Here is a 25061-nt window from a genome sequence, read left to right on the forward strand (position 1 = left end):
GATCACACCGGTGCGGCACTCGGCGTGGCTGTGTCCGGCCGCCTTGACCATCGCGGGAACGTCAACAGAATGACGAGTCCCCTCGATCGAGAAGACCGGTGTCGGCACGCGGTTGCATATGGGCCGGGAGACACGTTCTCGGCATCTCCTCCCCCGGTTCCCGGGTCCGTGCCCCGGCACGATCAGCCGCTCGACGCCCACTCATCCCCGTTGCCTCACCACACCAATCAGGTGTTGCGACGACCGGTTGCATCCTCCCCTACGACAACGCCCTGCCGGCGTAAACGATCGGACAATGAAAGACCGAGCTGATCAAGCCTCAGCGACCCCTGAGGAAGCTGTCCGAGGTCGAACCGGTCGTCTCCGCGATTCGAATGGTTCAACCATCGCCGACCGCACATGAGATCGGCTACGTCGGCCCGTCGAATACGAAGCAGTCTCCCGCTACCGGAACACAAATCCCAGGCGGCTCACACAATCTGAGTGCCAATCAAATCTGCGGCGGTGCACGTCCGCCGTGGGCGACACCGGTTGACGCCTCAGGGCCATTGCTGCCGTCAGAACAAGTGCGGTCAAGGCAGCAGGATAACGTTCCGAGCCACCTGGCCACAGGTGCATGCTCCCAGGCCCCACTCGCCTGATTTCGCCCTGGATGCAGCCATCCTTCCGACGTGAATACCCCGCTCGGATGACGCAGGCGAGCGTGCAGAAGGTGGCCAGAAACCATCAACTCGAAGCAGTGGGCGCGGACTAAGGTTTGATCAACAGAGGACGAAGATCAGAACGCTGTGGAGGCGCACAGGCATTGATGGAGGTGGAGCGCTCCGCCCACACCGCGTCCCTTCAGGTCCCCACAGGACTCATCCCGTCCCCGGTCGACTCGCACGACCACGGCTGCCGCACGTCCTGCGCGCTCGTCGTCCGCGCGAGCGACGATCCCGCCGGTGGAAGTGGCACAAGAGTGTCAACCACCCGATAAGGGACGGCCGCTGAGCCCGTTCGACCTATCCCACTCTTCATGCACATCCAGATGTCAGGAGACAGCTCATGGCCGACGAGATGGTTCGTCTCGCCCAAAGATTCGTGAACACCACTTACAACAACGGCGCGACGCTCGGCATATCCAAACTGGACGAGAACGGCGTCACCGGCTGGCCCACCATGTATGCCCTGACCCGGGCGCTCCAGTACGAAATGGGCATCACCGCCCTGTCGGACTCCTTCGGCCCGACCACGCTGTCGACGATCGGCGCGAAGTACGGCAAATTGGATGAAACAACCATCCCCTCGGCGAACTTCTGCCGAATCATCCAGTCCGCCCTGTACTGCAAGGGTTACGACGGCGGCGAGATCGACGGCACGTACAACTCCCGGGTCCAGGCCGCCGTCGAAAAGCTGAACCAGAACATGGGCCTGGGCGTCACGTATCCGGGCAGTTCCCTGTGGCCGAAGGTGGTCAAGGGCCTGTTCAACATGGACGCCTACGTCACCGTCAACAACGGTTCCGACGCCATCCGTTCCATTCAGCAGTGGCTCAACGGCCGGTACATCCTCCGCAAGGACTTCTACGTCATCCCCTGCGACGGCCACCACTCCCGCGACGTCGCCAAGTCGATGCTGTTTGCGATCCAGTACGAGCTGGGCATGGCCGACGGCACCGCGAACGGCGTGTTCGGACCCGGCACGCAGTCCGGCCTGAAGTCCCACACGGTTTCGCTCGGCACCACCGGCACCTGGGCGCAGCTGTTCACCGCGGCAATGATCCTGAACAAGCGGAGCGTTTCCTTCGGGGACTTCACCGCTGACGTGAAGTCCGGCGTGGAGAGCTTCCAGTCGTTCATCAAGCTCTCCGTCACCGGCCAGGGCGACTTCCAGACCTGGGCCTCGCTGCTGGTCTCCTACGGCGACCAGTCCCGCAAGGGCACGGCGTGCGACGGCGTCACGATGGTCACGCCGCCGCGTGCGCAGGCCCTGAAGGACGCCGGCTACAAGTACATCGGCCGCTATCTCTTCAACCCGTCCAGCACGAGCCTGCCGGAGAAGCAGATCCAGCCCGGCGAGCTCGCCACGATCAAGGAGTACGGGCTGCGCTGCTTCCCGATCTTCCAGACGTGGAGCCGCTCGGCCGACTACTTCAGTTACAACCAGGGCACCAACGACGCGTTCAGGGCGATCGAGTGGGCTCAGTACCACGGCTTCAAGGCCGGCACGATCATCTACTTCGCGGTCGACTACGACGCGATGGACGGTGAGGTCACGGACTACGTCATTCCGCACTTCCGCGGCGTCATGCGCACGGTCGGGGAGAACTCCAGCTACGGCGTGGGCGTCTACGGGCCGCGCAACGTGTGCCAGCGTGTCGCGGACGCCGGCTACGCGGCCGCGAGTTTCGTGTCGGACATGTCCAGCGGGTTCTCGGGGAACCTTGGCTATCCGATGCCGACGAACTGGGCATTCGACCAGATCGCCACAGTCACCGTCGGCTCGGGTTCCGGCGCGATCGAGATCGACAACAACATCGCCTCGGGCCGTGACACCGGCCAGGGCGACTTCGATCCCGGCTCCTACACCGATGGCCTGGACGTCGACCTGGACAAGGCCACCTACCAGGACATGATGCTGACGGACGTCCAGAACTATCTGACGTCGATCGGCGTTCCGGAGACCGGTGGCGACGGCTGGACCGACAGTGACTGGGCGACGCTGGGCGGCATCTCCACCACCAAGGCGTTCGAACTCGTGCTGAGCGCGGACTGGCTGTTCACTTCGCTGGCACGGCAGCTCAAGCTCCGTAAGGCCCTGATCCAGGCGCCGGTACTGTGGGAGCTGCGCAAGCTGAACCCCTTGGACTTCGTCGCCGACGAGGCCGTCGAGCACGGTCTGAAGGACGACTCCAGCACCGGTTGGGGGCAGATCTTCGCGTGGGTGACCATCGAGGCCCGCAACTACTGCATGCAGCAGGGCATCATCAACGGAACTCCGCTGACCGACTCCGATGTGCGGGCGGTGTGGGACGACCTCCAGGACCCGACCTACAACATCCGGTCGGTGGCCTATCTGACGCTCTACAACTCGCACCAGCTCGGGATCGCCAGGCCGAGCCTGACCACCAGCCTGGCCGACACCCAGGCCCTGCTGGCCCGGTACAACGGGACCGGTGACGACGCCGAGCAGTACGGCCGCGAGCTGGTCGGCCTGTACAACGTGCTGGAGAACTACAACCAGCTGTCGCGCAACCAATGACCCCGATCACGGGCGTGAATACTGGGGGCATGCGGAAGTGGTTGCCGACAGCCGTGGGCGTGAACCTGGTGCTGGGAATTCCCGGCGTCGTTCCGGTGTGGCTGCTGTCGTATTTCGCGGTGAACTGGCCGCTCGCGGCCGTCGGCTGGACGCAGCGGGAACCGACGGAGAACGACGGCATGCTGCCGTGGCTACTGCTCGGGGGGCCGGTGGTGGCGCTGTTCGCTCTGCTCTGGTGGCTTGCCAACCGCCCTCTACGACGCAGGACAGCGCTGGACCCTCGCCTGTACTGGCCGGTGAGTGCCCTGATGACCCTTGTGCCGTCGATCACACTCATGATCGTTCTTTGAGAAAGGAATTGAAGACGTGCAGAACGAAATGACGAGGCGCACCGTCGTGAAGAGCGCCGCGGTGATCGGTGCCGTGGCCGCGATGGGCTCCTTCGTTCCGGGGACGGCGTCGGCTGCGCCGAAAGGCAAGTCGCAGAAGCTCCCGACGTCCGCGAACGGGTGGATCCTCGAGAAGGAGGCGAACCACGTCTCGACCGTGTGGACGCGCCCGGTGGCAGGCACGGGGCTCAAGGTCGACGTCCGGATCGGGGACGTGGAGCTGATTCTCGTCCACGTGATACGCCGCTTCCACTACGAAGTCGAACAGATCCAGCGGGTCGATCTGGCCGGCTGGCGGGCCATCGGCAAGCTCGACAAGGACCTACCGGAATCGAACCTTGCCTCCGGGACCGCGGTGCAGATCAGACCGGGCGCCGGCGCGAAGGGCGGGCTGTTCCCGTTGCAGGAACTGGTGCTCCGCGACATCCTCGCCGACTGCGAGGGTGTCGTGCGCTGGGGTGGCGACGACAGCACGGTGAACGAATCGCTGTTCTACATCGACGCAGGCCCGAACGACGAGCGGGTGCGCAAGGTCGCGGACAAGCTTCGCGGTTGGGACGCGACACCCGGTGAAGGCGCCGGCGTGGAAGTGAACGTTCTGTCCCCGTCCCGGCGCAGCCGCGCGGATCGTCTGGCCCGCACCCAGCGTTCGGACTGACCCGGCGCCCCGTAGAGGGACGAGTCTCCTCCTCCCCATGGCCTGAGAACCATCGGGAGGGGGAGCCGGGCGGTACTGCCGCGACTCACGCTGCGCCGCCCGGCTCCTCGACAGCGCCACACGACCTCGGGCCCTCGACGGGTGGCCGCGAGGGAGAGGCCGGCCAGGCGCTGAGATGCCGAATCTTCGACCAGGGCATACCGTCCATTTGGTGCGTAGTGCACCATGGGAGGTGCTGATGTCCGCTCTCGTCGTGATCGGTTACGACGGCGCCGGAGGTGACGGCCGGCCTCACGCGCCCGTCAACCTCGTGGGTCTCGTCCCGATCGCGCCCCGTCCCTTCTGATGCCTGTGCCGTCCCGCCGGCGGAAGCCGGGGCGCACTCGGCACCACACGCCCGCCGCGTCCGCCCTACGGCCCGGCCGAGTCGACAGGCCGTCCCCCCGAGTCGTGCGGGCATTCACTCGGACAGCGGGTCGTGCCGCGTCGGCCACCCTGATCGGTACGGCCCTGATGCTCACCGCGCTGCCGCCTGCTGCGCACGCCGGGGCACGCCCGGCCGCTCCCCTTGTTCAGCCGGGTGACGAGAGCTCGGGCGGTCCCGGGCAGTCCGAGGAGTGCGACGCGGATCCTTCTTCGTGCCACGGCTCGAACCGGCTGTACCAGTACATCTACTCCCTCGGGATCCACCCCTTCACCAGCCCTCACGATGTGCGCGAGCAGCTCACCGGTAACTTCTGGCTGTTCCCGGTGCGCGGCGCGTGTCCCACCCGGATCCGCCCGAAGGACGAGTGCGAGCTGCTGGGTGGAAACCCGGTCCTGGTGGAAGCGATCGGGTACGACCACCTTCAGATCGCGACCCTGCCCGGCCACTCTCTGGGTGATGGCCTGCACATCCGGTTCACCTTCACCCGTGGTCTCGGCTTCCAGTACCTGATCGTGACTGCCTGGCAGAACAAGCCGACCGCCTGCACCGAGAAGACAGCGTGCAATGTGGCAAGTCGTGTGGGCGCCTGGGCGCTGTGGCGAGTCCTCGCCGAGACGCTGGCGGTATCGGCCTACCTCGCCTGACGCAGCCGAACGGCCGGCCCAGGCTGCGCTCGGACAATCGCGCGCCCTACGCCCTTGCGTCTCAGCCGAGGTGCTTGGCGATCTCCCAGCTCGCCGCCAGTTCCACATCGCCGTTGATCCGTACGTCGACCAGGACCGGACCGTTCTCGACGGCCAGTGCTCTGTCGATCTCGCCGAGGTCGTCGGGCTTGCGTACGGTGAAGCCCTTCGCACCGAAGCCTGCCGCGAGTTTCGCGAAGTCGGGCTCCGGCATGTCGGCGTAGGACGCATTCAGATTCTTGTGGACCAGATCGTGCTTCTCCTGGCCCACCGCGTTGTCGTTGAAGACAATCACCGTGAGCGGCAGTTCGTGGCGGACGGCCGTATGGAAATCGGCGACGTTCATCATGAACGAGGCGTCCCCGGTCGTGTGCGTGACGCGCTGTCCGGGGCGTGCGAAGCAGGCACCGATGGCGAGGGCCAGACCCTGGCCGACGGCGCCGAAGTCCCAGCCGACCGCCCAGTTCTCCGCGCGCGGGACAGTGAGGATCTTCACGCAGACCATGGCCGCGTGACCGCCGTCGAGCACCAGGATGCGGTCGTCCTTCGGCAGTGCGCCCTCCAGGTGACATACCGCCCTGCGTGGATCCGTGGCGTCGCCGTCGTCGTACTGAAGGGTCTCCGGCTTCCGGTCGTCCTGGAGCTTCTGCACGAGCCCGGGGTCGGGCCGGCGTACGTCCACCGTCCCGGCGAGCCGCTCCGCGAGGGCCGCCACGGCCGTTCCGGCGTCGGCCGTCATGCCGACGGCCACACGGGCGAACCAGCCGAATGCCTCCGGCCGGTCGTCGATCTGGATGATCTTCTTACCGTTCGCCAGAATCGCTCCGAAGTCGGTCGTCCATTCGTTGAGGCTGGCGCCGACAACCACCATCACATCGCTCTCGGCGAGTGTTTCCACCGTCAGACGGGAACCCAGTCCGCCGCTGATTCCCATGTACAGCGGATAGTTCGCGCAGAATCCGGCGGCCAGAATGGATACGCCGACCGGTGCGCCAAGATGCTCGGCCAGTCTGCGCACCTCGGCCTCCGCTCCGGAGTTACGCGCCCCGAGTCCGCAGAGAATCGTCGGCCGCCGGGCTGACGCGAGCAACCTGACCGCTTCCTCGACGTCCTGCGTACGCGGCGGCTGGAGGGTCTTGGGCGCGTACATGGGCCGGTACGTCCAGTCGGGATCCGGAAGCTCCGTCTGCTGGACGTCCTGGGGCAGATTCAGAATGAAGGGACCTCTCCGCACCTTGATCTGACGGAATGCCTCCCCGAGGCAGTAGTCCACGTTGTGCACCGACTCCAGTCGGACGGTGGCCTCGGTGGTGAGTCTGGCGAGTGCCTGCTGGTCCACCATTCCCTGCGGGTTGTACGGGTCGCGGAGGGAGGCGTGTCCGGCGATCAGCATCAGGGGTGTGCGGTGGAGCCGTGCGGCCACCAGCGAGGTCGTGGCATTGGTGTAGCCAGGGCCTTGGGTGACCGACGCGAGACCGGGCTTGCCACTGAACCGGGCGTAGCCGTCGGCCATGCCGACAGCGCTGGATTCATGGTGGGCGTGGACGAATCTCGCGCCGTGCCGTTCGCCCAGGTCCACGATGATGTCCTGGTTCGCGTCGCCCATCACGGCGAACATGTGGTCGAGACCTTCGGCGGCGATCGCGTCGGTGACAGCTTGGAATGCCTTCATCGGAGTCTTCCTTCGGGTTCGCCGGTCTTGAACCGACAGGCGCCGATGTTTTCGACGGAATGCGACCTGGCCGTCCTCCGCAGGCGCTTCATGGTGCGGCCGAATGGGTTGCCCAGCCATCGCAGGAGAGCCAGAGCGTAATGCACCGTCAGGCCGTGGATCTTGTCGACAGGGCGCGGTGAGTACCGCGATGACGACGCGGGCACCGATTCGGCGTAACTCCGGTGAGGTACGACCTCTCACGGCACGCGAGTGCCGGCGACCGGCCACGGGACCAGGTCATGGTGGTTGCGAGTCAGTGCTGGTGGTCGTGGTCGTAACCGATGGGGCGCTGGGCCAGTGTCCGGGCGCGGGTGGTGACCTCGACGGCCGACACGGCGCCGCCGTCGAGCACGTCTTCGAGTGCGCCCAGCCAGTGCTGGTAGTAGCTCCAGTGCGCGTGCTCGGTCGGTGCCGATTCCCAGTGTGCGATCCGGGCGATCAGCGCCGCCTGGAACTGCGGCCAGGTGAACACACCTGCCTCGCACAGGGTGACGGCCATACCGAAGGCACGGCTCTCCCACGGCTCGGCGAACACGAGCTCGCCGTTGGAACGCGGCGGCGCGGCCGGTCCCTCGATGTCCAGCGGGGCGGTCACGGCGCCTCGATCCTGGCGACGCCGACCATCGCGTCGCGGGTGATCAGCGGCACGAGCTGTTCCTCGGACATGCCCTCGGTGCCGGCCGGGCGCTCGGGCAGTACCAGCCAGCGCACCTCGCTGCTGGAGTCGTGGACGGTGATCCGCACGTCGTCGGCGAGTTCGAGCCCCATCTCGGAAAGCACTTTGCGCGGCTCCTTGACCACTCGCGAGCGGTAGGCCGGGTCCTTGTACCAGCTCGGCGGCAGGCCGAGCAGCCGCCACGGGTAGCACGAGCACAGCGTGCAGACCACCACGTTGTGGCTGGTCGCGGTGTTCTCGACGACAACGACGTGCTCGGTCTGCGCCCCGATGAAGCCCCACTCCTTGATGGCGGCGGTGCCGTCGTCGAGCAGCCGCCGCCGGTACTCGGGGTCGGTCCATGCCTTGGCGACCACCTTGGCTCCGTTGAGGGGGCCCACGTTGGTCTCGTATTCGGTGATCATCGCGTCCAGCGTCGTCGGGTCGACCAGGCCCCGCTCGGTCAGCAGCTGCTCAAGAGCCTCGGTGCGCAGCGGTGCGGGAATGCGTTCAGCGGATTCGCCGGCGGTCATGCGGTCCTCTCCAGATAGCTCTCGAACATCTCGATGGTGAGTGTGAACGGTTCGGCCTCGGCACCCCACAGCTCGTGCGAGTCGAATCGCACCGAGTACACGTACTCCGGGTTCTCGCCCTGGAAGTGCGCGTTCGTGTCGGGCAGGACAGAGGCCGGCTGGAGGAGCGCGACGACTCCGGTGTGTCCGCGCACGTAGCCCGGCAGCCTGGTGTGTCCGGTCGGCGACATGTTCTTGGCACGCACCCGCTCGCCCTCCGCGAACGCCGGGGCCGCATCGATGGTGCGCAACGACCCCTTGGCGGTCGGCGCGTAACCGGGTTTCGTGGGTTCGGGTATCGGCGGTTCCTCGACCTGCTCGCCGCGCAGGTTGCGGGCGCGGGCCTGGATCGCGGTCGGTGCCAGGATGGCGCTCTCGGCAAGTATCAGCTCGGCGGCGTTGAGCCAGCGGCCGAAGTAGCCGTCGGCGAGGTAGGCAGTCGGGTCCAGGCGCTCGATAGCGTGCCGGAACGCGTCCAGGTTCAGTCCGGCCAGCTGGACCGAGCTGCGCGTCAGGGCGAACGCCCGGCCCTGCCAGGGTTCCGGGAAGACAGCCTCGTCGGCGCGCGGCGGATGGGTGGGGCCCCACCCCTCGGTTCCCCCCATGTCGGCGATCCCTTCCATGGCACCACCTCTCGTAGATCTGCAGCCGTAGGGACACTCTCGGCAGCATCGGTACGCGTTCAGCTCGGAAAGGCCTCGCGCCGCCGCGCTTCGCCATCGTGCGGTGGTCGGGTGCCGACCAAGGCGACCACCAAAGACAGCCGGCCGGAACGGAGCCCCCGTGGCAGTACCGGGACCGGGTGTTCGCCGTGCCGCCGTTGGAGCGCACCCGTCGGCCCGGCATTCCTGGTGCGGGGCCGCTACAGGTCGGACTCGGTCGGGCCATTCAAGTGCATACCACTCGATATGCCACCACTCTAAGACATGTGCGGATTGTCGGCCTGTATCGCGGACCGGAACTGTGGGCACGATCCGCGCCGCACCGCAGCACTCCTGCGCCCGTGCTCCACAGGCCACCGAAGAGACCTCCGCAGCGGCAACTTCCGTGCCGACAACCTCACCGCGACCGGTGTCGTTCCGGTCGAGCGGCGTACACAGAGGGCCGGGCAACGCGAGTGCGGGCGACCAGTAGCGCGATGTCGTCCTCCGGTTTCGACGTCGTCGCCATCTCCGCGATCACCTGGGCGCAGAGGCCGTCCAGCTCCGATGGCACTCGGCGCAACGCGGTGGCCAGCCGGTCGAGTCCGGCGTCGATGTCGGTGTTCCGCGTTTCGATGAGCCCGTCCGTGAAAAGGACGATCAGGCTGCCCTCCGGAAGCTCCACGTCCACCGATTCGAACGAGCCGAGGCCGACGCCGATCAGCGTGCCTGCCGGGGTGTCGGGCGCGGTGACCTGGCCGTCCGGGGAGACCAGCAGCGGTGGCGGGTGTCCGGCACGCGCGAAGGAGCACACGCGGGTGGCCGGGTCGTACACGGCGTAGATGCAGGTGGCCCCTACGATCTGCGGGACGGGGTCGCCGGACCGGGCGGCATCCCCCGTCAGCTGGGTGGCCACTTCGTCGAGGTGGACGAGCACCTCGGCCGGCGGCAGGTCCAAGGCGGCCAGCGTGAGCACCGCCGTACTCAGACGGCCCATGGTGGCGGCCGCATTGATGCCGTGCCCGATGACGTCTCCGACGACCAGAGCGATCCGCCCGCCCGGCAGGTGGATGGCATCGAGCCAGTCCCCTCCGACCCCCTCGTGCCGGTCCGACGGCAGGTAACGCCAACCCAGTTCCACGGCGTCGCCACCGGACAACGCGCCGGGCAGCAGGCTCCGCTGGAGCGCGAGAGCGGCGGCCCGCTCGCGGGTGTATCGGCGGGCGTTGTCCAGACTCAGTGAGGCGTGGACGGCGAGTTCCTCGGCCAGCAGCAGGTCGTCCCTCGAATACGGAGCGACGTTCTCGGTACGGACGAACACAGCGATGCCGAGGATGGTGCCGCGCGCCATGAGGGGAACCATCATGACGGAGTGCATCCCGGTCTCGCGGATGATCCGGGCACGCCTGGGATCGCCGGCGAGCCAGCTGCCGGGGCCGGTGTCCATCACGGGCTCCACATGCGACTCGCGGTGGTGAAGCACGTACAGGAAGGGAGATCCCGGGGGCACGTACACCGGAGCGCCCCGGGCGAAGGCGGACTCCGGCGCACCTTCGTGGATGGAGGCGAGTCCCGCGCGGCGGAACACCGGGATGCCGGAGTCCCCGGGCCGCATCCGCTCCAGCGGCTCGCCGCCGAGGGGCACCGACTCGGCCAGATCGACCGTGGCGTAGTCGGCGAACGCCGGGACGGCCAGGTCCGTGAGTTCCTGGGCGGTCGTCATCACATCGAGTGTGGTGCCGACGCACTTCGCCGCCCTGCTCATCAGCGCCATGCGTTCGCGCGTCCATCTCTGGGTGATGTCCGTCGAGATCGTGCACAGCCCGAGGGGTGTACCGTCCGCGCGCTCGAGACGGATGAGGGTGGACGAGAAGACGACTTCCCGGCCGCCGCCCGAGGAGACCCAGCGCGCCTCGTGTCCGGTGACCGGCTCGCCGGACGTCAGGACCCTCCGCATCACCGGCTCCACCGCGGCGAGGTCGAAGCCCCGCAGCGCCTCCCGCATCAAGAGTCCCGGGGGACCGTCCGGGGGCAGGCCCACCGTCCGTCTGGACTCCTGGTTCAGCCAGACGCAACGCAGCCGTGTGTCCCAGACGGCAACCGAGAACGGCGAACGGTCGAGCAGCGCGTGGACGGCGGGCTCGCCCGCCTTCTGCCGCGCGTCGGCGTCCGGCATGTCCGTCGCCGCCAGGAGCCAGCATCTCTCACCGTCGGGGCCGGAGAGTGCGGTGACGTCCAGCTGCACCCGTACGATGCGGCCGTCGCGATGCCGGACGTCCACCACCGCGCGGGGCCTGTGCTCGTGTGGGCCCGGCCGCTCCGTCCACATCGGGTCGTGCGCCCGGGGCGGCAGACAGGAACCGCCTTCCGCGCCTTCCTGCCGGCTTGCCAGAAGGCGCGCCGCGGGCCGCCCGACGACGTCCACTGCTCGGTGGCCCAGAAGCTGTCGCGCTCCGTCGGCCCACGCCAGGACCGTACCGTCGCCGTCGATCACCGCCACCGCAGGAGCCGGCAGACCGCGCATGCCGTGCGTGGGGGCACCCGGCCTCTGCTCGGCACCGGGTGCGACGTCGGCTGGGCGCCTCATGGCCCGTGATCTTCCATGGCCTGTTCACTGTCGGGGACGATGCGACCGCTCAGCGGGCTTTCCGACCTCGTCCCGTGGCCACGACGCACCGGTGATGAAGGCGGCCTCGTCACCGGCCGACCGGGCCACGAGCGACGCCGGCTCCAGGGGTACCAGGATCCCCGTCCGAGCAGGTGGGCTGTACGTAACTCCGCCTGGGCCCATCCTACGCGGGGAGCCGACACACGACATCGCGATGCCCTCCTGGGGGCTGTCCGGATTGAGGGGCACCGGTTGAACAGGCGTAAGGAGCGGGGACTCATTACGTTGAAGTAGGGGCCGACGCATTCGCCGCCGGCCTCACCATGCAGGGCGCCCAGATCTCCCTGTACAGCGTCGAAGGAGAGCCATGTCCCGCGACGAGAACCTCGCTGCCCAGAACGCCATCGCCGAGGCCGTGAACAGCGGCAATCTGGAGGATTTGGTCACGGTCGTCGCGGTCGACTCGGTCGACCACGATCCGGCTGCCGGCCAGGCTCCGGGCCCGGCCGGATATCAGGCCATGTTCGCCGAGATCAGGGCGGCCTTTCCCGACCTGCACGTCGATGTCGAGCATCTCGTCACCACGGACGACGAGTTGGCATTCGCCTACACCATCAGCGGGACACACCTCGGTGAGCTGATGGGACACGGTCCGACCGGGAAGAAGGTGTCCTACCGAGGCATGCAGATAAGCAGGTTCGCCGACGGAAAGCTCGTGGAACGGTGGGGCAGCAGCGACGAGCTCGGCATGCTGCGCCAGCTCGATCTCATCCCGTGAGTGGGCGCTGCACCGTCGCCGCATGGTGACGCCGCACCGCCCGGCCTCCGGCGGGCGCCGGGTCGTACAGTCCGGGTGCCGTCGGTCTCCATGGCCGGTGACGCGTCGGCGGGTCCGCGCCGTCCGTCTCTTCCCGCACACACCCCGCCCGCAATCTGTCGGCCGGTGCCGTCGCCGGACCGGATCGTCGACCGTGCGGTGGACGAGGACGCCCTCCGCTCCACCACCATCGAGATCGCCGAGGCGCAGGTGAGCAAGGCCGCCGACACCCTCGGCACCATCAAGGCCCGTATGTACGCCCCCGCCCTCGCCGCTCCGCGCGAGAAGGGCAACCCTCTCGGCTGACTCCGCAGTAGGTGGCCGAGGAGGCCGGACACCCGGTCAAGGGCGTCCGGCCGAAGGGCCGGCCCTCCCAAGCCGGGCGAGCCGCACGCCGCGCGCCCTCGGCACCCGCTGCTGCCCGGCCTTGTCCAAAACGTCGGGTACGGGCCCGGCCCCATGACCCCGGCCCACCACCACGGCGCGGCATTTTGCCTGGTAGCGTAAAAATGTCGGAGTTGCCCTGCGACACGCGACCGTGGCGCCGCCTGCCGCCTGTCCTCCTGCCTGCTGCGGCGCGTCCGTTTGCTCTCCGCCCTGACGTGCGGAGTATCCACGGAGGAATTCAGATGACCGGTGGACCCGAACCCATCAGCGATGTCGCCCGCGAGGCGCTGGAGCGAGAGCTCGCCGATCTGCGTGCCGAACGCGAAACCGTCGCCGCCACCTTGCGAGGTGGTGAGCGGGTGGGCGACATGGCCGACGAGGCCGACGAGTTGCAGCGCGGCACGGAACTCGACCGCCTGGACACCCGAATCGCCGAGGTCGACGGGCGGCTTCGCGAGGCGGCCGTCGCGGGGCCTCCCCGCACCGACAGGGTCGGCGTGGGCAGCACCGTGACGGTACGGTTCGCGGACTCCACGGAGGCGACCGTCCAGATCGGCGAGGTCGCCGAGGTGCTGGACCGGACCTTGGTCACCGCCGACAGCCCGCTCGGCCGCGCGCTGCTCGGCTGTCGCGCCGGCGACACCATCAACTACGAGACGCCCGAGGGGCGGTCGACGGCGGTCGTGTTGTCCTTGGGCGACGCGGGCGACAGGTCGTAGCCGAACGCGCGGCGCCGATCGGTGCGGCCCGTGCGGGAAGACCTGCCCTCACCGTAAGGGACCGCCCTCGCATCAGCCCGTGACGATTCCGGCGACGAGATTGATGGTGGTGGCCAGGATGCTGGCACCGAAGACATAGGACAGCAGGCAGTGCCGGAGGGCGACCGCGCGGATCGTGGAACTTGAGACGTCGGTGTCGGAGACCTGATAGGTCATTCCGAGGTTGTAACTGAAGTAGAGGAAGTCGCTGTACTGCGGCGGGTCGTCGGAATTGAAGTCGATCCCGCCTTCGGGAGTCAGGTAATAGAGGTACGCGTATCGGGTGGCGTACATCAGGTGGAGCGCCGCCCAGGCCAGGAACACGCCACAGAGTGCCGTCGCGGCCGCTGCGTGGCTCAGGCCGGAGTCGCCGACCAGGAGCAGCATCACGATGCCGACCAGTCCGCACAGGGCGGACGCGACGACGACGAGTTCCTCGGTGACGGGACGGAACTGCTCGCTTCGGACGTGGCGATGGGTGGTGGCGGCGTCCATGGGCCACAGGACGATCCACCCTGCGACGACGAAGCTTGTCTCCGCCGCGGCGATACCGGCGAGAATGCCCAGCGGCATGTTGGTCAGCACACCGACCACCGAACCGATCACCGCTCCGACCACCGTCGCACCGGCGAGTCGAGGAACGGCGGAAATCACCAACCGGCGGTTCATGGACCTCAACAATGACTCCCTCGGCAGCTCGGTGCAGGGTCTCAGACTTCGAGTACGGAAACGGTCTCGTCCGTATACGTCAGCGTCTAAAGACAGCTGCCCTGAAAGGCACCGTGACGACGGGCTGGGCCACGCCCATGTGACTCCCGTCGAGCAATAGGACGCAATGCGAACAGAGAGGACGGCGTCAGAGTATCCGCGTGCGAACCGGACGGCAGCCCTGCAACGTGACGACGCGTCCGCTCGGGATGGCTCCCCCGGGGTCGCGCCACGCCTCACCCGACCGGTCTCGCGGCGTGCGGAACCACACGCTCTGCCGCAGGCGTGGCTGCGGCTGCGGCTGCGGCTGCGGCTGCGGCTGCGAAAGCCGAGTGGCGTCCATCGATCGACGGACATAGCCTGCCCGAAAGTACCGTTTTGTCACCCATGCCCCCATGGTGGAAGGGCCGAGAGTCTTGAGCGCCGACAGTGATGAGCAGGAACGCCTGGAGCCCAACGTGGGGCCCACGCCCGAGGGGAATCCGGAGTTTCACCCCTACCACCACCCCGCTGCGGGCTGGGGCGCAGCCAAGAGCGTGACACGTTTCCTGGTACGCGAGGGCGCACTCGTGGACGGCCCACGGGCGATCATGCGGATGAATCACGAGAACACCGGGTTCGACTGTCCCGGATGCGCGTGGCCGGACGACACCAAGGGGCTGCACCTGGACATCTGCGAGAACGGAATCAAGCACGTCACCTGGGAGATGACCAGCAAGCGGGTCGGACGGGAGTTCTTCGCCACCCACTCGGTGACCGAGCTGTCCGGGTGGAGCGACTACGACCTCGAGAACCAGGGCCGGTTGACCGAACCGATGGTCTACGACCCCGACTCGGACCACTACGTCCCGATCAGCTGGAAGGACGCGTTCGAGGTGGTCGGCCGTGCTCTGCGCGAGCTGGACAACCCGAATCAGGCATCGTTCTACACCTCCGGCCGGCTCGGCAACGAGGCCACCTTCCTCTACCAGTTGATGGCCCGTGAACTGGGCACGAACAACCTGCCGGACTGCTCCAACATGTGTCACGAGGCCAGCGGTCGCGCTCTCCATGCGTCCCTGGGCACCGGTAAGGGGACCGTCGACCTCCAGGACTGGGAGACCGCCGACGCCCTGTTCATCCTGGGAGTCAACGCCGCGTCCAACGCGCCCCGAATGCTCACGGCCCTCGCCGAGGCCTACCACCGCGGCGCCCAGATCGTGCACATCAATCCGCTCGTCGAGGCGGCGGCCACGCGCACCATCGTCCCGCACGACTTCACGGACATGGCTCTCTTCAAGACGACCCGCACCAGCACCCTGAACCTCCAGCCTCGTATCGGCGGCGACATGGCCCTGTTGCGCGGCATGGCCAAGGCGGTCCTGGAGCAGGCGGATTCCGATCCCAAGGCTCTGGACCGGGAGTTCATCGACCGCCACACCGCCGGCTTCGAGGAATACCGCGCGCTCTGCGAGGCGACTTCGTGGGATGAGATCGAGCACCAGTCCGGGCTGAGCCGCGCCGACGTCCTCAAAGCGGCGCGCGTGTACGGCGAGGCCGACCGCAGCATCGTCAGCTGGTGCCTGGGCATCAGCCAGCACGAGCACGGCGTCGACACCGTCCGGGAGATCGTCAATCTGCTTCTGCTCCGCGGCAATCTGGGGCGGGAAGGAGCGGGCCCGTCCCCCGTCCGAGGGCACAGCAACGTCCAGGGCAACCGCACCTGCGGCATCGACCACCGGCCCGAGGACGAGTTCCTGGACCGTCTCGCCGAGGTCTGCGGCATCGAGCCGCCCCGTGAGCACGGCCTGGACACGGTCCACACGGTCAAGGCGATGCACAGCGGTGATGTGAAGGTGTTCGTCGGCATGGGCGGCAACTTCGCCCTCGCGGCGCCCGACACCCCGTACACCTACGCGGCGCTGCGCAACTGCGACCTCACCGTCCAGGTGAGCACCAAGCTGAACCGCAGCCACGTCGTGCACGGCCGCCAGGCCCTCATCCTGCCGTGCCTCGGCCGTACCGAGAAGGACCATCAGCGCAAGGGCATCCAGAGCACGTCCGTCGAGGACTCGATGAGCATGGTCCACCTCTCGATCGGGATGAAGCGCCCAGCGTCCTCGCACCTGCTGTCCGAGCCGGCCATCATCGCGGGCATGGCCCGGGCCGCCCTGCCCGACAGCGCCACGCCCTGGGACTGGTACATCGAGGACTACGACCGTATCCGGGACACCATGGCCCAAGTCCTCGACGGCTTCGAGGACTTCAACCGCCGCGTGCGCCTTCCTCTCGGCTTCCGCATCAAGCAGCCCGCCCGTGAGCTGGTGTTCCTCACCCCGTCCGGACGCGCCGAGTTCTCCACCGCCGTCCTGCCCGACGTCGTCCCCGCCCCCGGCACCCTGGCGCTGGGCACCATGCGCTCCCACGACCAGTGGAACACCACCATCTACTCCGACAACGACCGCTACCGGGGCGTCAAGAACCTGCGCTCGCTCGTCTTCATGAACCGAGGCGACATGCGCGAGCGCGGTATCGCCGACCTGGGCCCGGTCGACATCACGAGCACCGCCAAGGACGGCAGTCAGCGATCCCTCAGCGGCTACCTCGCCATCCCCTACGACATCCCCCGCGGCTGCGCGGCCGGCTACATGCCCGAGATGAACGTGCTCTGCGCACTCAGCGACTACAGCACCCAGAGCGACCAGCCGATCATGAAGCACGTCAAGGTCACCATCGACCCCGCCGCCTGAGCGGGGGAACACACACGGGCGGAGCTCCGCGTGGCGTCACCGCCACCGGACGAGCCGCTCCAGGAGAAGGTAGGCACGCTGCTCCGCGGCGGCGAATTCGGTGGGATCGATCTCCGCCGGCCAGAGCTCGCCCGCCGCGGCGTCATCGGCCTCACGCAACTCCACCACGGCTGCTGCGAGGTGCGTCTGGACGATCGGGAACGACGGCTCCGCGCGGTCGTCCAACGTGTGCTCCGCACGTTCGGACGCCTCCCTGCATGCGGCCAACGCGCGCTCGGCCCGGACCGCGGCATGGTCATGGACCACGAGAAGCGCACACCCCAGACCGATGACGATCCCGAGGACACTGCTCAGTGCCCGGTCCTGGACCAGGGCTCCGGCAGGTGAGGGCGAGGCCAGGTCGCTCAGCAGTAGCGCCAGCGGCGTGAGGAAGACGACGCCGAGACCGTAGTTGCGGGCCACGACGTACTCCAGCATGAACTCCAGAACAACGATCACGAGGACGAGCACCACGGGTTCGGGGCGCGCGGCCAGCACGCCGAGAGCGAGCATCAGTCCGGCAACTGTGCCCAAGGTGCGCTGGACGGCGCGCTGTGCCGCGGTACGGACGTTGATCGAGTGCAGAACCGCCGCGGCGGAGATCGCCGCCCAGTAGCCGTGGCCGAGGCCCAGGAGAAGGGCCGTTCCTCCCGCCAGCCCGGTGCCGAGGACCATCCGCAGGGCGGGAATGAGCAGGACCGAGGCGTGACCGTGGCCGCCATGGCGGTTCCCCGACACCAGTTCCGCAGCACGCAGTTCGGCGGCGCGCCGGGTGGTGGGATCGACCGGAACCGGCTCGCGACCGGTCACGGAGACCAGGCCGGCCCGGGCGATCACGGACGGGCGCACCAGCTCGGGCAGCAGTTGCGGAGCCCGGTGGCGACGGCTGACGAGCACGCGAACCTGGCCGCGCAGGTGTTGGGCCAGACTCGTTGGGTCTTCGGGTGGCCGACGGGCGGAACCGATCAGCAGCGACCAGGAGAGATCGGTCAGACGCACGCACGTACCGCCCCGGCCGCCCCACTCGGTGGCCGTCGGAGGCATGACGCCAAGAGTCCGGTACGCCTGCAGGACAGCAGCCGTCGCCCGGTGCCGGACGAGCCCACTTCCGTCCTTTTCGCCGGTTGCCTCCAACAGCTCTGCGAGCTCGCGCAGCGCCGAGGCCACGGCGAGACGCTGCGGACGATCCGGGTGCACGAACCACCCCGACACGGCCAGCACCCAGGCCACGGCCGCCCCCGATGCGGCCAGGGCGGTCTGGGGAAGGATGTCCGCGGGGGCCGGAGAACCGTTGGCCGCCACGGCGAACGAGAAGAGCAGCAGCACCGCGCCCAGCCCGCTGAGACGTGCCGCGTCGCAGGCGAGCTTCGCCGCACCGGCCACCACGGCCATGGCCGCGACCACCACGGCGGCGCCTGCTCCCCCGTCCCGGGGATGGGCCCACGCGGCGAGTGCCGAACCGCAGCCCACACAGGCTGTCATGGCCGCCGCGACCAACGCGAGGACACGGGCACGACGCGCGTAAGGCAGGTTGCGGCCGAACGTGGTGGTGAAGGATCCCATCATGGCGTAGACAGCCTGATCGGCCCGCCCGGCCAGTGCCATCGGGAGCGCCGGCAACGCCATGGCCAGCGCGGCACGCAGAGCGAAGGACAGGGCACCGTCCACGCTCTGCAGGGCGAGCGCGCCACGCGGGGAGAGCGCGCGCCGCACACGGGCTGCCGAAGGCCGCCGACCGCTCCCGATCACAGCAGGGAGCAGAAGACGGAAACGAGACATATGCGCTATATATCACTTGCCTCTGCAGCCGGGTGGGTCATCGATCAGTGAATCGGCAGGTGCGCCGGGAGTTCTGTACCTGTGGCACGTCGTCGCTCGGCACGCGCCGACCTCTTCCTCGTCACCGTCCGAGAAGATCTGGCGGGGTCGCAGACGGGACCCTTCCACGACCGGTCGGCGCCGCGGGTGTGCCTGCCTCCTGCGGTGAGGCCGGCACACCCCTCGTCGGGAGCGGCGCTACGCGGCGGAGGAGGGAACCTGCTTCATCTCGTCGACGGCCTGTCGCGCGGTGATGGCCGAGGTGTAGAGGATGGTGCCGGGCTTGATCTTGCCGGATTCGCCGCCGTGGGGGCGGACCTGGATGGTGCGCTCCCCCAGGTAGGTGTAGCTCTTGGCGTCGAAGATCCACTCGGTGCGGGCGCCGGAGGTCTCGTCGAGCCGTGCGACGGCCACGCCGTGGCGGCCGGCCGCGTCCACGGCGTCCTTGACCAGGACCACACCAGGGATCTTTGTTGCGGTCTTGAACAGGGCGACGTTGAGGTCGGCGGGGGGCATGGATTCGTTGAGGAGGTCCCCGATGGTGGTGAAGGCCTGCTGATCGGGACTGTTGCCCTGTCCCTCGGTCTCCTTGTAGATCTTCGCCAGGAGCGTGTCGGGGTCGGTGGTCAGGTTGGCGAGATAGTCGTAGGACGGGCCGCCCAGCCGTGCGGGTTCGATCTCGCCCTTCTCGTTGATGTGGTCGAGGGTCTCGCCGCCGGGCGGGGAGACCGCCGGGTCGATGAGCCAGCCCTTCGCACCGTCGGTCGAGCTCCAGACCTGTCGGCGATGGATGCGATCGCCGACCACGGTGGTCTTGTCGCCGACCGTCTTCTCGTAGGTGGTGCCGACCTGACTCTCGATGTAGATGTACTGTCCCGCACGCACGGTGGGCGCCGGCCTCTTCGCCGCGGCCAGCGAGATCTGGTTGAGCAGATGCGGGACGCCCTGGGCGGTTCCGGCACCGACCTGTGCGGTGAGTGCCGGCCCGGCGAGCGGGGATTCGTATCCACCGCCGGAATCGGCGAGGACGAGGACACCTGCAGCGATCACCGCCAGCGAGCAGGCGGCGGCCGGGATGACGATCAGGGGCCGCACGAACCGACGGCGTCGCGCGGGCGCGGTGGGCGCGGGTGTGGAGGCCGAGGCGGCCGACCGGGTTTCCTGGTCGATGAAGTTCATCAGTTCTTCCCTGTGGAAGGCGTGCCGGCCCGCAGGAAAGTCGGCTTCGTCGAGGGAGACCAGACGCGCGGTCTCCTGCCATTCATCAGGCGTAAGACGGGACTGGTTCATGTTCACCGGGTTCCTTCCTGGACGGGCCGGGCCGCGAGGTTGCGGTCTCCTCTTACCTGTCGATCCACCGGCCGGGGTTCCCGGAAATCTGCCTGCATTTCCGTATCCGCGAGTTTGCGCAGCTTGGTCCGGGCCCGGGAGAGACGGGAGCGGACCGTTCCGACGGGGACGCCCAGGACCTGGGCGGTGGTGGTGTAGTCCAGGCCCTGCCACAGGCACAGGCTGAGCACTTCGCGCTCGGTGCGCCGCAGCCCGGCCAGAGCGGTGGCGGTGGCGGCCAGACGCCGGCGGTCGTCGATCCGGCCGGCGACCTCGTCGGCGTGATCGGCCACCGCGGTCTCTGCCTGGGCGGCGGCGAGAGCCGCCGCCTTGAAGCGGCGGTTGCTGCGCGACTGGGCACGGACCAGGTTGGTGGCGATGCCCAGGAGCCAGGGACGCAGGCTGCCGCCGTCGGCGTCGACCCGCTGGTGGCCCCGCCATGCCTCCATGAATGTCGCGGACACCACGTCCTCGGCAGCCGCCCAGTCCGCGGTCAGCCGAAAGGCGTGGTTGTAGAGGATTCGCGCGTACTCGTCGAAGAGTTCCGCGAAGGCCTCCGGATCCCCTGCGCGAATGCGGGCTCGCATAGTTGTCGTCACATCAGTCAGCTGTCGATTCCGAGCGCGGGGTTCCCGAGACGTGCGTCACAGTCGCGCGGCCAGGTGACCGGCAAGCCGACGTCCTGGGCCCTGGTCGGCGTCGAGCTTACCGACCGTCCGTCCGACCGGTTGGCCGCTGATCAGCGAAAACGCGCGGGGCGAACATCCCTGAGACCCCGTACCCCGGCGGTCCGCTCCGCTGTCGTCGGAGCTGGGCCGGTCCGCAGTCGATGGCACCGAAGCTGCTCCGCGCCTGCTGACTTCTGCCCGGGCGGCGCTCCCGCCTGCACGGCACGATATGGCGGGAACGCCGGACGGCGAGGGGGTTGACCTGCCGTCTACGGGTTCGAGGGCTTCAGTGCCTCCTCCAGTGCCGCCAGCGTCGCGGCGTGACCGAAGAGTCCGGGCATGCCGCCCGAGTGCAGGAAGATCGTGCGTTGGCCGGGCACCACGTCTCCTTCCTCGATCGCGGCGATCAGGCCGGCCATCGCGCGTCCTGTGTAGATCGGGTCGAGCACGATGCCTTCGGTGCGGGCGGTCAGCGTCAGAGCGGCCATGGCCGCCTCGGTCAATGTGGCGTAACCGTCGCCGACCTGGTCCAACCGCAGTCTCAACATCTCCGGCGCGCAGTGTGTGCCGGACAGGCCGGTGGCCAGTTCGGACACGGTCCGGGCAGGATCGGCCACGGCACCGCAATGGACGCCGAGCACGCGCGCGGACCCGAGCGGATCGAGGAGTCCTGCCATCGTCCCACCGGAGCCGACCGCGACGACGACGGTCGCCAGGTCGGGGGCCTGGACGAGGAGTTCACGCCCGCACTCGGCGTAACCACGAGCGCCCAGCACGCTGGAACCACCGAAGGGAATCAGCGCCGGGACGGCTCCACGCCCCCGCAGCTCCTCCGCCACTTGCTCGGCAGCGGAGTCGAGCGCCTTGTCGTCGACATCACCGGCCCACACGACCGTGGCGCCGAAGAGACCGTCGAGTGCGAGGTTGCCGGAAGCCGACGATCCCGGTGCGCCGGCGAGCACGAGGACGACATCCAGCCCCAGCCGGGCACCGGCCGCGGCGGTCAGACGGGCGTGGTTGCTCTGTGGCGCACCGGTGGTCACGAGCGCGGTGGCACCATCGGCGAGCGCTGCGCCGCAGGTCCACTCGAGCTTGCGTACCTTGTTTCCGCCGCCGCCCAGGCCGGTGAGGTCGTCACGTTTGACCCACAGGTCGCCCGCGCCGAGGCCGATCGCCCGGGCGAGACGCGGCATGGGCTCGAGCGGGGTCGGCCAGGTCCCGAACACTGCTCGCTGCGAGGTAGGGCTGTCCGAGGTCATCGCCACCGCTTTCCGTCTGCGCTGCCGTCCGTGTGTCTGCGGATCATGCTCCCACGGTGGCAACCGCGGGTACGTCGGCGGTGTTCGACGTCGCGGATCGTCGCAGGAGCTCACGCACACGGTGGCCATGGCCGTGCCGCCACCAGGCCGCACATGAGACGGCCGCAGGGCGAACGAGCCGCCGTCGATGTCCAGGACCCGGAGCGAGGGGGCCGACGTTCGGGCGGATCTTCGAGGATCGGCCCCCGACGTCCGGTGCAGCGACGTGCGACGTGCCGCGTGGGCGATCCGCCTGACGGGCCTGGTCCCGCGTCGCGGTGGCACAGGCCCTGTCCCACCGCGACGCTGCCGGAACGCAGGGCGGCCGTGCGATGCTGGTCCGGTGACGCTACCGGACCTGGTTCGGCTCCGCCGGACCCGCGACATGATGGACCGCGACTACGCGGAGCCCCTCGACGTCCCCGCGCTGGCACGCGCGGCCCACATGTCGCCCGGCCACTTCTCCCGCAGCTTCCGCGCCGCGTTCGGGGAGACGCCGTACAGCTACCTGATGACCCGCAGGATCGAGCGGGCCAAGGCCCTGCTGCGGCGGGGCGACCAGTCGGTGACGGAGGTCTGCTTCGCGGTCGGGTGCACGTCGCTCGGGTCGTTCAGCTCGCGGTTCACCGAGCTGGTGGGCGAGACCCCGAGCGCGTACCGGGCGCGCCCGCACGAGCAGGACGCAGCCGTCCCGGCCTGCATCGCCAAGATCTTCACGCGACCGATCAGGAACGCGGAACCGATCAGGGACGGAGACGCGAAGCACGCTGCCCGCCCGTCGTGAGCCGCATGGACGTCATCAGGCTTTCGCAGTGCTTCCTCGCTCGCACCCTCGGCATCGCCTCACCTGACTCGCGCAGTCGGAGAAGAGAGCGGCCGACCGCGTCGGCTGCGGGGGAAGCCGCCTGGTGTCACGGTTCGTGTGATCCGATGACATTCCTGTACGCAGCGATCTTCCGGTCGATCGCGGCCAGGTGCTTCCGCGTCTGCTCCATGCTCTTGATCACCGCGCGGCGGTGCTGTTCGAGGATCTGCAGCCGTTCGGCGTCGGTTCCCTGCCGGCGGGTCAGCGCGGCGTACCGCCGGATGTCCGCGATCGGCATGCCCGTCTCCCGCAGCATGACGAGCCCGGCCAGCCACGCCAGGTCGCTGGTGCCGTAGCGGCGGCGCCCGGACGAAGAGCGCGGCGCGGGGTGGAGTGTCAGGCCCTCGCGCTCGTAGTAGCGCAAGGTGTCGACACTGAGACCACAGACAGCTGCCGCCTCCCCGATCGGCAGCCCGTCCGGCGGCACCTCGACGGACACATCGGGCAATATCACCTCGTCCATTGCACCACTATGCAACCTGGAGCGCGCTCCAGGTCAAGCGCCGCCGTAACCGGTGGTTCGGGCCACGGAACATCACGGACGGCCGTCTTCCGTTTGACCTGGAGCGCGCTCCAGGAGGCACGGTTGGCACGTGGCCGCGCCGCACCACCTGCTCCTGGCGAGAACCGGGGCCCAGGTCCCGTAGCGGTACGAGCCACCGGAAACCGTTGCGAGCACGAGAAGTGAGACGAACCGTGAAGACGATTGATCTGGGCAGTAACGGCCTGCGGGTACCGGTGCAGGGCTTCGGCGCCATGGGCATGAGTGCGTTCTACGGGGCGCGGGACGAGACCGAGGCGGTGGCCACTCTCAACCGGGCGGTGGATCTGGGAGTGACGCACATCGACACGGCCGAGGCGTACGGGCCGTTCGAGAACGAGAAGCTCATCGCCCGGGCTCTGGGCCGTCGCCGCTCCGAGGTCACCATCGCGACGAAGTTCGCCATGGACTTCGACGCCGACGGCACACCGCTGGACGGGCGGGCCGCGCACGTCCGCCGAGCGGTGGAACGGTCGCTTCGTCATCTGGAGACGGACACCATCGACCTCTACTACCTCCACCGTGTCGATCCCGCCGTCCCGATCGAGGAGACCGTCGGCGCCATGTCCGAGCTGGTCACGGCAGGCAAGGTACGTCACCTCGGGCTCTCCGAGGCCGCCGCCGCGACGATCCGCCGCGCGCACGCCGTCCACCCGATCACCGCCGTGCAGTCGGAGCTGTCCCTCTTCAGCCGGGATCTTCTGGAGAACGGGATCAAGACGGTGCTGGACGAGCTGGGAATCGGCCTGGTCGCCTTCTCCCCCCTCGGTCGCGGCTTCCTGTCCGGAGCCATCCGCAGCGTCGACGACCTCGACCCGGACGACGCGCGCCGGGGCCTGCCCCGCTTCTCACCCGAGAGCATCGCCGCCAATCTCGCACTCGTGGACCGGGTCGGTGCGATTGCCGAGGTGCGGGGGGCGACTCCGGGACAGATCGCCCTGGCCTGGGTTGCGGCACAGGGTGCCGTCTCCATCCCCGGGACCAAGCGGCGGACCTATCTGGAGGAGAACGTCGCAGCGGCCGACATCACCCTGACCGCAGCGGAGCTGAGCGCCCTGGACGGCGCGGTGCCGACCGGGGCCGTCACCGGCGCGCGGGACACCGTCGAGGGACTGGCGCGCACGAACCACTGACAGGGGTGCGGGCGCGCGGGCCGGGGCGCGTTCGGCCGACTCGACCGGACAACGCACCGGGCATCGAGCACCGAGGCGGCGGTCACCGCGCCACGATGATGGCGTACACGAGGAAGAACGCGGCGCACAGCACGACGACGATGCCGATGGCAATCATGGGCCCCTTGGTCCAGCCACGGGTCACGTCACCACGTGGTCCCGTTTCCGGCCCTGTGCTGCTCTCGGCGGGTGGAGTCTCCCCCGGCGGAACCGTCCGCTCGTGCTGGGCGCGGCGGCCGTTGTGCGGATCAGGATTCGCATCACTCATTCGTTCAGAGTGCCCTCTGCCGGACAGGCCGGCGCGCCGGGACACCCAATCGTGGACGGGCCTTGAGCCGGTCG

General features: G+C 68.5%; 23 protein-coding genes. 11 read left to right on the forward strand and 12 right to left on the reverse strand.

Translation table 11 applies throughout. The features are described 5' to 3' along the window. Positions 1–1047 precede the first annotated feature (1047 nt). From OG963_RS07540 to OG963_RS07560, 5 genes are all read left to right on the forward strand, one after another. Positions 1048–3243, forward strand: coding sequence for a glycoside hydrolase domain-containing protein (locus tag OG963_RS07540; protein WP_093770216.1), 2196 nt, complete (start codon positions 1048–1050; stop codon positions 3241–3243). Between the two features lie 29 nt (positions 3244–3272). Continuing rightward, positions 3273–3593 (forward strand): hypothetical protein, encoded by a 321-nt coding sequence (locus OG963_RS07545; RefSeq protein WP_371798681.1) that lies wholly within the window; start codon positions 3273–3275, stop codon positions 3591–3593. A gap of 28 nt (positions 3594–3621) precedes the next feature. Continuing rightward, positions 3622–4290, forward strand: coding sequence for a hypothetical protein (locus OG963_RS07550; protein WP_176902093.1), 669 nt, complete (start codon positions 3622–3624; stop codon positions 4288–4290). Positions 4291–4501: 211 nt separating this feature from the next. Further along, entirely contained in the window at positions 4502–4636 is a 135-nt protein-coding gene (locus OG963_RS07555) for a hypothetical protein (RefSeq protein ID WP_256327955.1), read from the forward strand. Positions 4637–4803: 167 nt separating this feature from the next. Continuing rightward, a complete protein-coding gene (locus OG963_RS07560) occupies positions 4804–5361 on the forward strand; it encodes a hypothetical protein (protein WP_371126288.1) in 558 nt (185 codons plus the stop codon). Positions 5362–5422: 61 nt separating this feature from the next. Here the strand turns inward: OG963_RS07560 and OG963_RS07565 are convergent, their stop codons facing one another. The 5 genes from OG963_RS07565 to OG963_RS07585 all read right to left on the reverse strand — a co-directional run bounded on the left by OG963_RS07565 (position 5423) and on the right by OG963_RS07585 (position 11569). Further along, positions 5423–7072, reverse strand: a complete 1650-nt coding sequence (locus OG963_RS07565) for a thiamine pyrophosphate-binding protein (RefSeq protein ID WP_371798682.1) — start codon at positions 7070–7072, stop codon at positions 5423–5425. Between the two features lie 295 nt (positions 7073–7367). Beyond that, positions 7368–7709 carry a nitrile hydratase accessory protein gene (locus OG963_RS07570; protein ID WP_093770213.1) on the reverse strand — a complete coding sequence of 114 codons (342 nt, stop codon included), beginning with the start codon at positions 7707–7709 and terminating at the stop codon, positions 7368–7370. Continuing rightward, positions 7706–8302, reverse strand: a complete 597-nt coding sequence (nthA, locus tag OG963_RS07575) for a nitrile hydratase subunit alpha (RefSeq protein ID WP_371798683.1) — start codon at positions 8300–8302, stop codon at positions 7706–7708. The genes OG963_RS07570 and nthA overlap by 4 nt, the downstream gene beginning before the upstream one ends. Continuing rightward, entirely contained in the window at positions 8299–8964 is a 666-nt protein-coding gene (nthB, locus tag OG963_RS07580; protein WP_093770211.1) for a nitrile hydratase subunit beta, read from the reverse strand. The genes nthA and nthB overlap by 4 nt, the downstream gene beginning before the upstream one ends. A gap of 436 nt (positions 8965–9400) precedes the next feature. Next, complete coding sequence (locus OG963_RS07585) at positions 9401–11569, reverse strand: SpoIIE family protein phosphatase (protein ID WP_371798684.1); 2169 nt, start codon at positions 11567–11569, stop codon at positions 9401–9403. Positions 11570–11957: 388 nt separating this feature from the next. Here OG963_RS07585 and OG963_RS07590 point away from each other — a divergent pair, with 388 nt between their 5' ends. From OG963_RS07590 to OG963_RS07600, 3 genes are all read left to right on the forward strand, one after another. After that, complete coding sequence (locus tag OG963_RS07590) at positions 11958–12368, forward strand: ester cyclase (protein ID WP_093770209.1); 411 nt, start codon at positions 11958–11960, stop codon at positions 12366–12368. A gap of 165 nt (positions 12369–12533) precedes the next feature. Beyond that, positions 12534–12713 (forward strand): hypothetical protein, encoded by a 180-nt coding sequence (locus OG963_RS07595; protein WP_319330274.1) that lies wholly within the window; start codon positions 12534–12536, stop codon positions 12711–12713. A gap of 323 nt (positions 12714–13036) precedes the next feature. Then, positions 13037–13513 (forward strand): GreA/GreB family elongation factor, encoded by a 477-nt coding sequence (locus OG963_RS07600; RefSeq protein ID WP_093770208.1) that lies wholly within the window; start codon positions 13037–13039, stop codon positions 13511–13513. Between the two features lie 72 nt (positions 13514–13585). On the opposite strand, the gene OG963_RS07605 is transcribed toward OG963_RS07600, so the two are convergent. Continuing rightward, positions 13586–14221, reverse strand: coding sequence for a DUF1345 domain-containing protein (locus tag OG963_RS07605; protein WP_030924350.1), 636 nt, complete (start codon positions 14219–14221; stop codon positions 13586–13588). Between the two features lie 434 nt (positions 14222–14655). Between OG963_RS07605 and OG963_RS07610 the strand changes: the two genes are divergently transcribed. Then, a complete protein-coding gene (locus OG963_RS07610) occupies positions 14656–16989 on the forward strand; it encodes an FdhF/YdeP family oxidoreductase (protein WP_093770207.1) in 2334 nt (777 codons plus the stop codon). A 36-nt stretch (positions 16990–17025) separates the two neighbouring features. On the opposite strand, the gene OG963_RS07615 is transcribed toward OG963_RS07610, so the two are convergent. The 4 genes from OG963_RS07615 to OG963_RS07630 form a co-directional block, all read right to left on the reverse strand. Then, positions 17026–18807 carry an FUSC family protein gene (locus OG963_RS07615; RefSeq protein ID WP_093770206.1) on the reverse strand — a complete coding sequence of 594 codons (1782 nt, stop codon included), beginning with the start codon at positions 18805–18807 and terminating at the stop codon, positions 17026–17028. 237 nt (positions 18808–19044) lie between these two features. Further along, positions 19045–20136 carry a CU044_5270 family protein gene (locus OG963_RS07620; RefSeq protein WP_319738116.1) on the reverse strand — a complete coding sequence of 364 codons (1092 nt, stop codon included), beginning with the start codon at positions 20134–20136 and terminating at the stop codon, positions 19045–19047. Positions 20137–20138: 2 nt separating this feature from the next. Beyond that, positions 20139–20762: an RNA polymerase sigma factor gene (locus tag OG963_RS07625; protein ID WP_319330281.1), complete on the reverse strand. Its 624-nt coding sequence runs from the start codon at positions 20760–20762 to the stop codon at positions 20139–20141. Between the two features lie 350 nt (positions 20763–21112). Then, on the reverse strand, positions 21113–22102 hold the full coding sequence (locus OG963_RS07630) for a D-cysteine desulfhydrase family protein (protein ID WP_093770203.1): 990 nt from the start codon (positions 22100–22102) through the stop codon (positions 21113–21115). Positions 22103–22484: 382 nt separating this feature from the next. Here OG963_RS07630 and OG963_RS07635 point away from each other — a divergent pair, with 382 nt between their 5' ends. After that, positions 22485–22925: a helix-turn-helix transcriptional regulator gene (locus tag OG963_RS07635; RefSeq protein ID WP_093770202.1), complete on the forward strand. Its 441-nt coding sequence runs from the start codon at positions 22485–22487 to the stop codon at positions 22923–22925. Positions 22926–23052: 127 nt separating this feature from the next. On the opposite strand, the gene OG963_RS07640 is transcribed toward OG963_RS07635, so the two are convergent. Continuing rightward, positions 23053–23469, reverse strand: coding sequence for a MerR family transcriptional regulator (locus OG963_RS07640; RefSeq protein WP_371798685.1), 417 nt, complete (start codon positions 23467–23469; stop codon positions 23053–23055). Positions 23470–23702: 233 nt separating this feature from the next. On the opposite strand from OG963_RS07640, the gene OG963_RS07645 reads away from it, so the two are divergent. After that, positions 23703–24680, forward strand: coding sequence for an aldo/keto reductase (locus OG963_RS07645; protein ID WP_093770200.1), 978 nt, complete (start codon positions 23703–23705; stop codon positions 24678–24680). Positions 24681–24762: 82 nt separating this feature from the next. Here the strand turns inward: OG963_RS07645 and OG963_RS07650 are convergent, their stop codons facing one another. Continuing rightward, positions 24763–24987 carry a DUF6480 family protein gene (locus OG963_RS07650; RefSeq protein ID WP_093770199.1) on the reverse strand — a complete coding sequence of 75 codons (225 nt, stop codon included), beginning with the start codon at positions 24985–24987 and terminating at the stop codon, positions 24763–24765. Between the last annotated feature and the right edge of the window lie 74 nt (positions 24988–25061).

Origin of the sequence: Streptomyces sp. NBC_01707, assembly GCF_041438805.1 — a bacterium.
Taxonomy (GTDB): Bacteria; Actinomycetota; Actinomycetes; order Streptomycetales; family Streptomycetaceae; genus Streptomyces.

Coding starts and splice junctions, on each gene's coding strand:
- OG963_RS07590 (WP_093770209.1), top strand. CDS start 11,958: ATGTCCCGCGACGAGAACCTCGCTGCCCAGAACGCCATCGCCGAGGCC.
- OG963_RS07640 (WP_371798685.1), bottom strand. CDS start 23,469: ATGGACGAGGTGATATTGCCCGATGTGTCCGTCGAGGTGCCGCCGGAC.
- OG963_RS07565 (WP_371798682.1), bottom strand. CDS start 7,072: ATGAAGGCATTCCAAGCTGTCACCGACGCGATCGCCGCCGAAGGTCTC.
- OG963_RS07585 (WP_371798684.1), bottom strand. CDS start 11,569: ATGAGGCGCCCAGCCGACGTCGCACCCGGTGCCGAGCAGAGGCCGGGT.
- OG963_RS07600 (WP_093770208.1), top strand. CDS start 13,037: ATGACCGGTGGACCCGAACCCATCAGCGATGTCGCCCGCGAGGCGCTG.
- nthB (WP_093770211.1), bottom strand. CDS start 8,964: ATGGAAGGGATCGCCGACATGGGGGGAACCGAGGGGTGGGGCCCCACC.
- OG963_RS07620 (WP_319738116.1), bottom strand. CDS start 20,136: ATGAACCAGTCCCGTCTTACGCCTGATGAATGGCAGGAGACCGCGCGT.
- OG963_RS07615 (WP_093770206.1), bottom strand. CDS start 18,807: ATGTCTCGTTTCCGTCTTCTGCTCCCTGCTGTGATCGGGAGCGGTCGG.
- OG963_RS07560 (WP_371126288.1), top strand. CDS start 4,804: ATGCTCACCGCGCTGCCGCCTGCTGCGCACGCCGGGGCACGCCCGGCC.
- OG963_RS07630 (WP_093770203.1), bottom strand. CDS start 22,102: ATGACCTCGGACAGCCCTACCTCGCAGCGAGCAGTGTTCGGGACCTGG.
- OG963_RS07550 (WP_176902093.1), top strand. CDS start 3,622: ATGACGAGGCGCACCGTCGTGAAGAGCGCCGCGGTGATCGGTGCCGTG.
- OG963_RS07605 (WP_030924350.1), bottom strand. CDS start 14,221: ATGAACCGCCGGTTGGTGATTTCCGCCGTTCCTCGACTCGCCGGTGCG.
- OG963_RS07650 (WP_093770199.1), bottom strand. CDS start 24,987: ATGAGTGATGCGAATCCTGATCCGCACAACGGCCGCCGCGCCCAGCAC.
- OG963_RS07610 (WP_093770207.1), top strand. CDS start 14,656: ATGGTGGAAGGGCCGAGAGTCTTGAGCGCCGACAGTGATGAGCAGGAA.
- OG963_RS07545 (WP_371798681.1), top strand. CDS start 3,273: ATGCGGAAGTGGTTGCCGACAGCCGTGGGCGTGAACCTGGTGCTGGGA.
- OG963_RS07540 (WP_093770216.1), top strand. CDS start 1,048: ATGGCCGACGAGATGGTTCGTCTCGCCCAAAGATTCGTGAACACCACT.
- OG963_RS07625 (WP_319330281.1), bottom strand. CDS start 20,762: ATGCGAGCCCGCATTCGCGCAGGGGATCCGGAGGCCTTCGCGGAACTC.
- nthA (WP_371798683.1), bottom strand. CDS start 8,302: ATGACCGCCGGCGAATCCGCTGAACGCATTCCCGCACCGCTGCGCACC.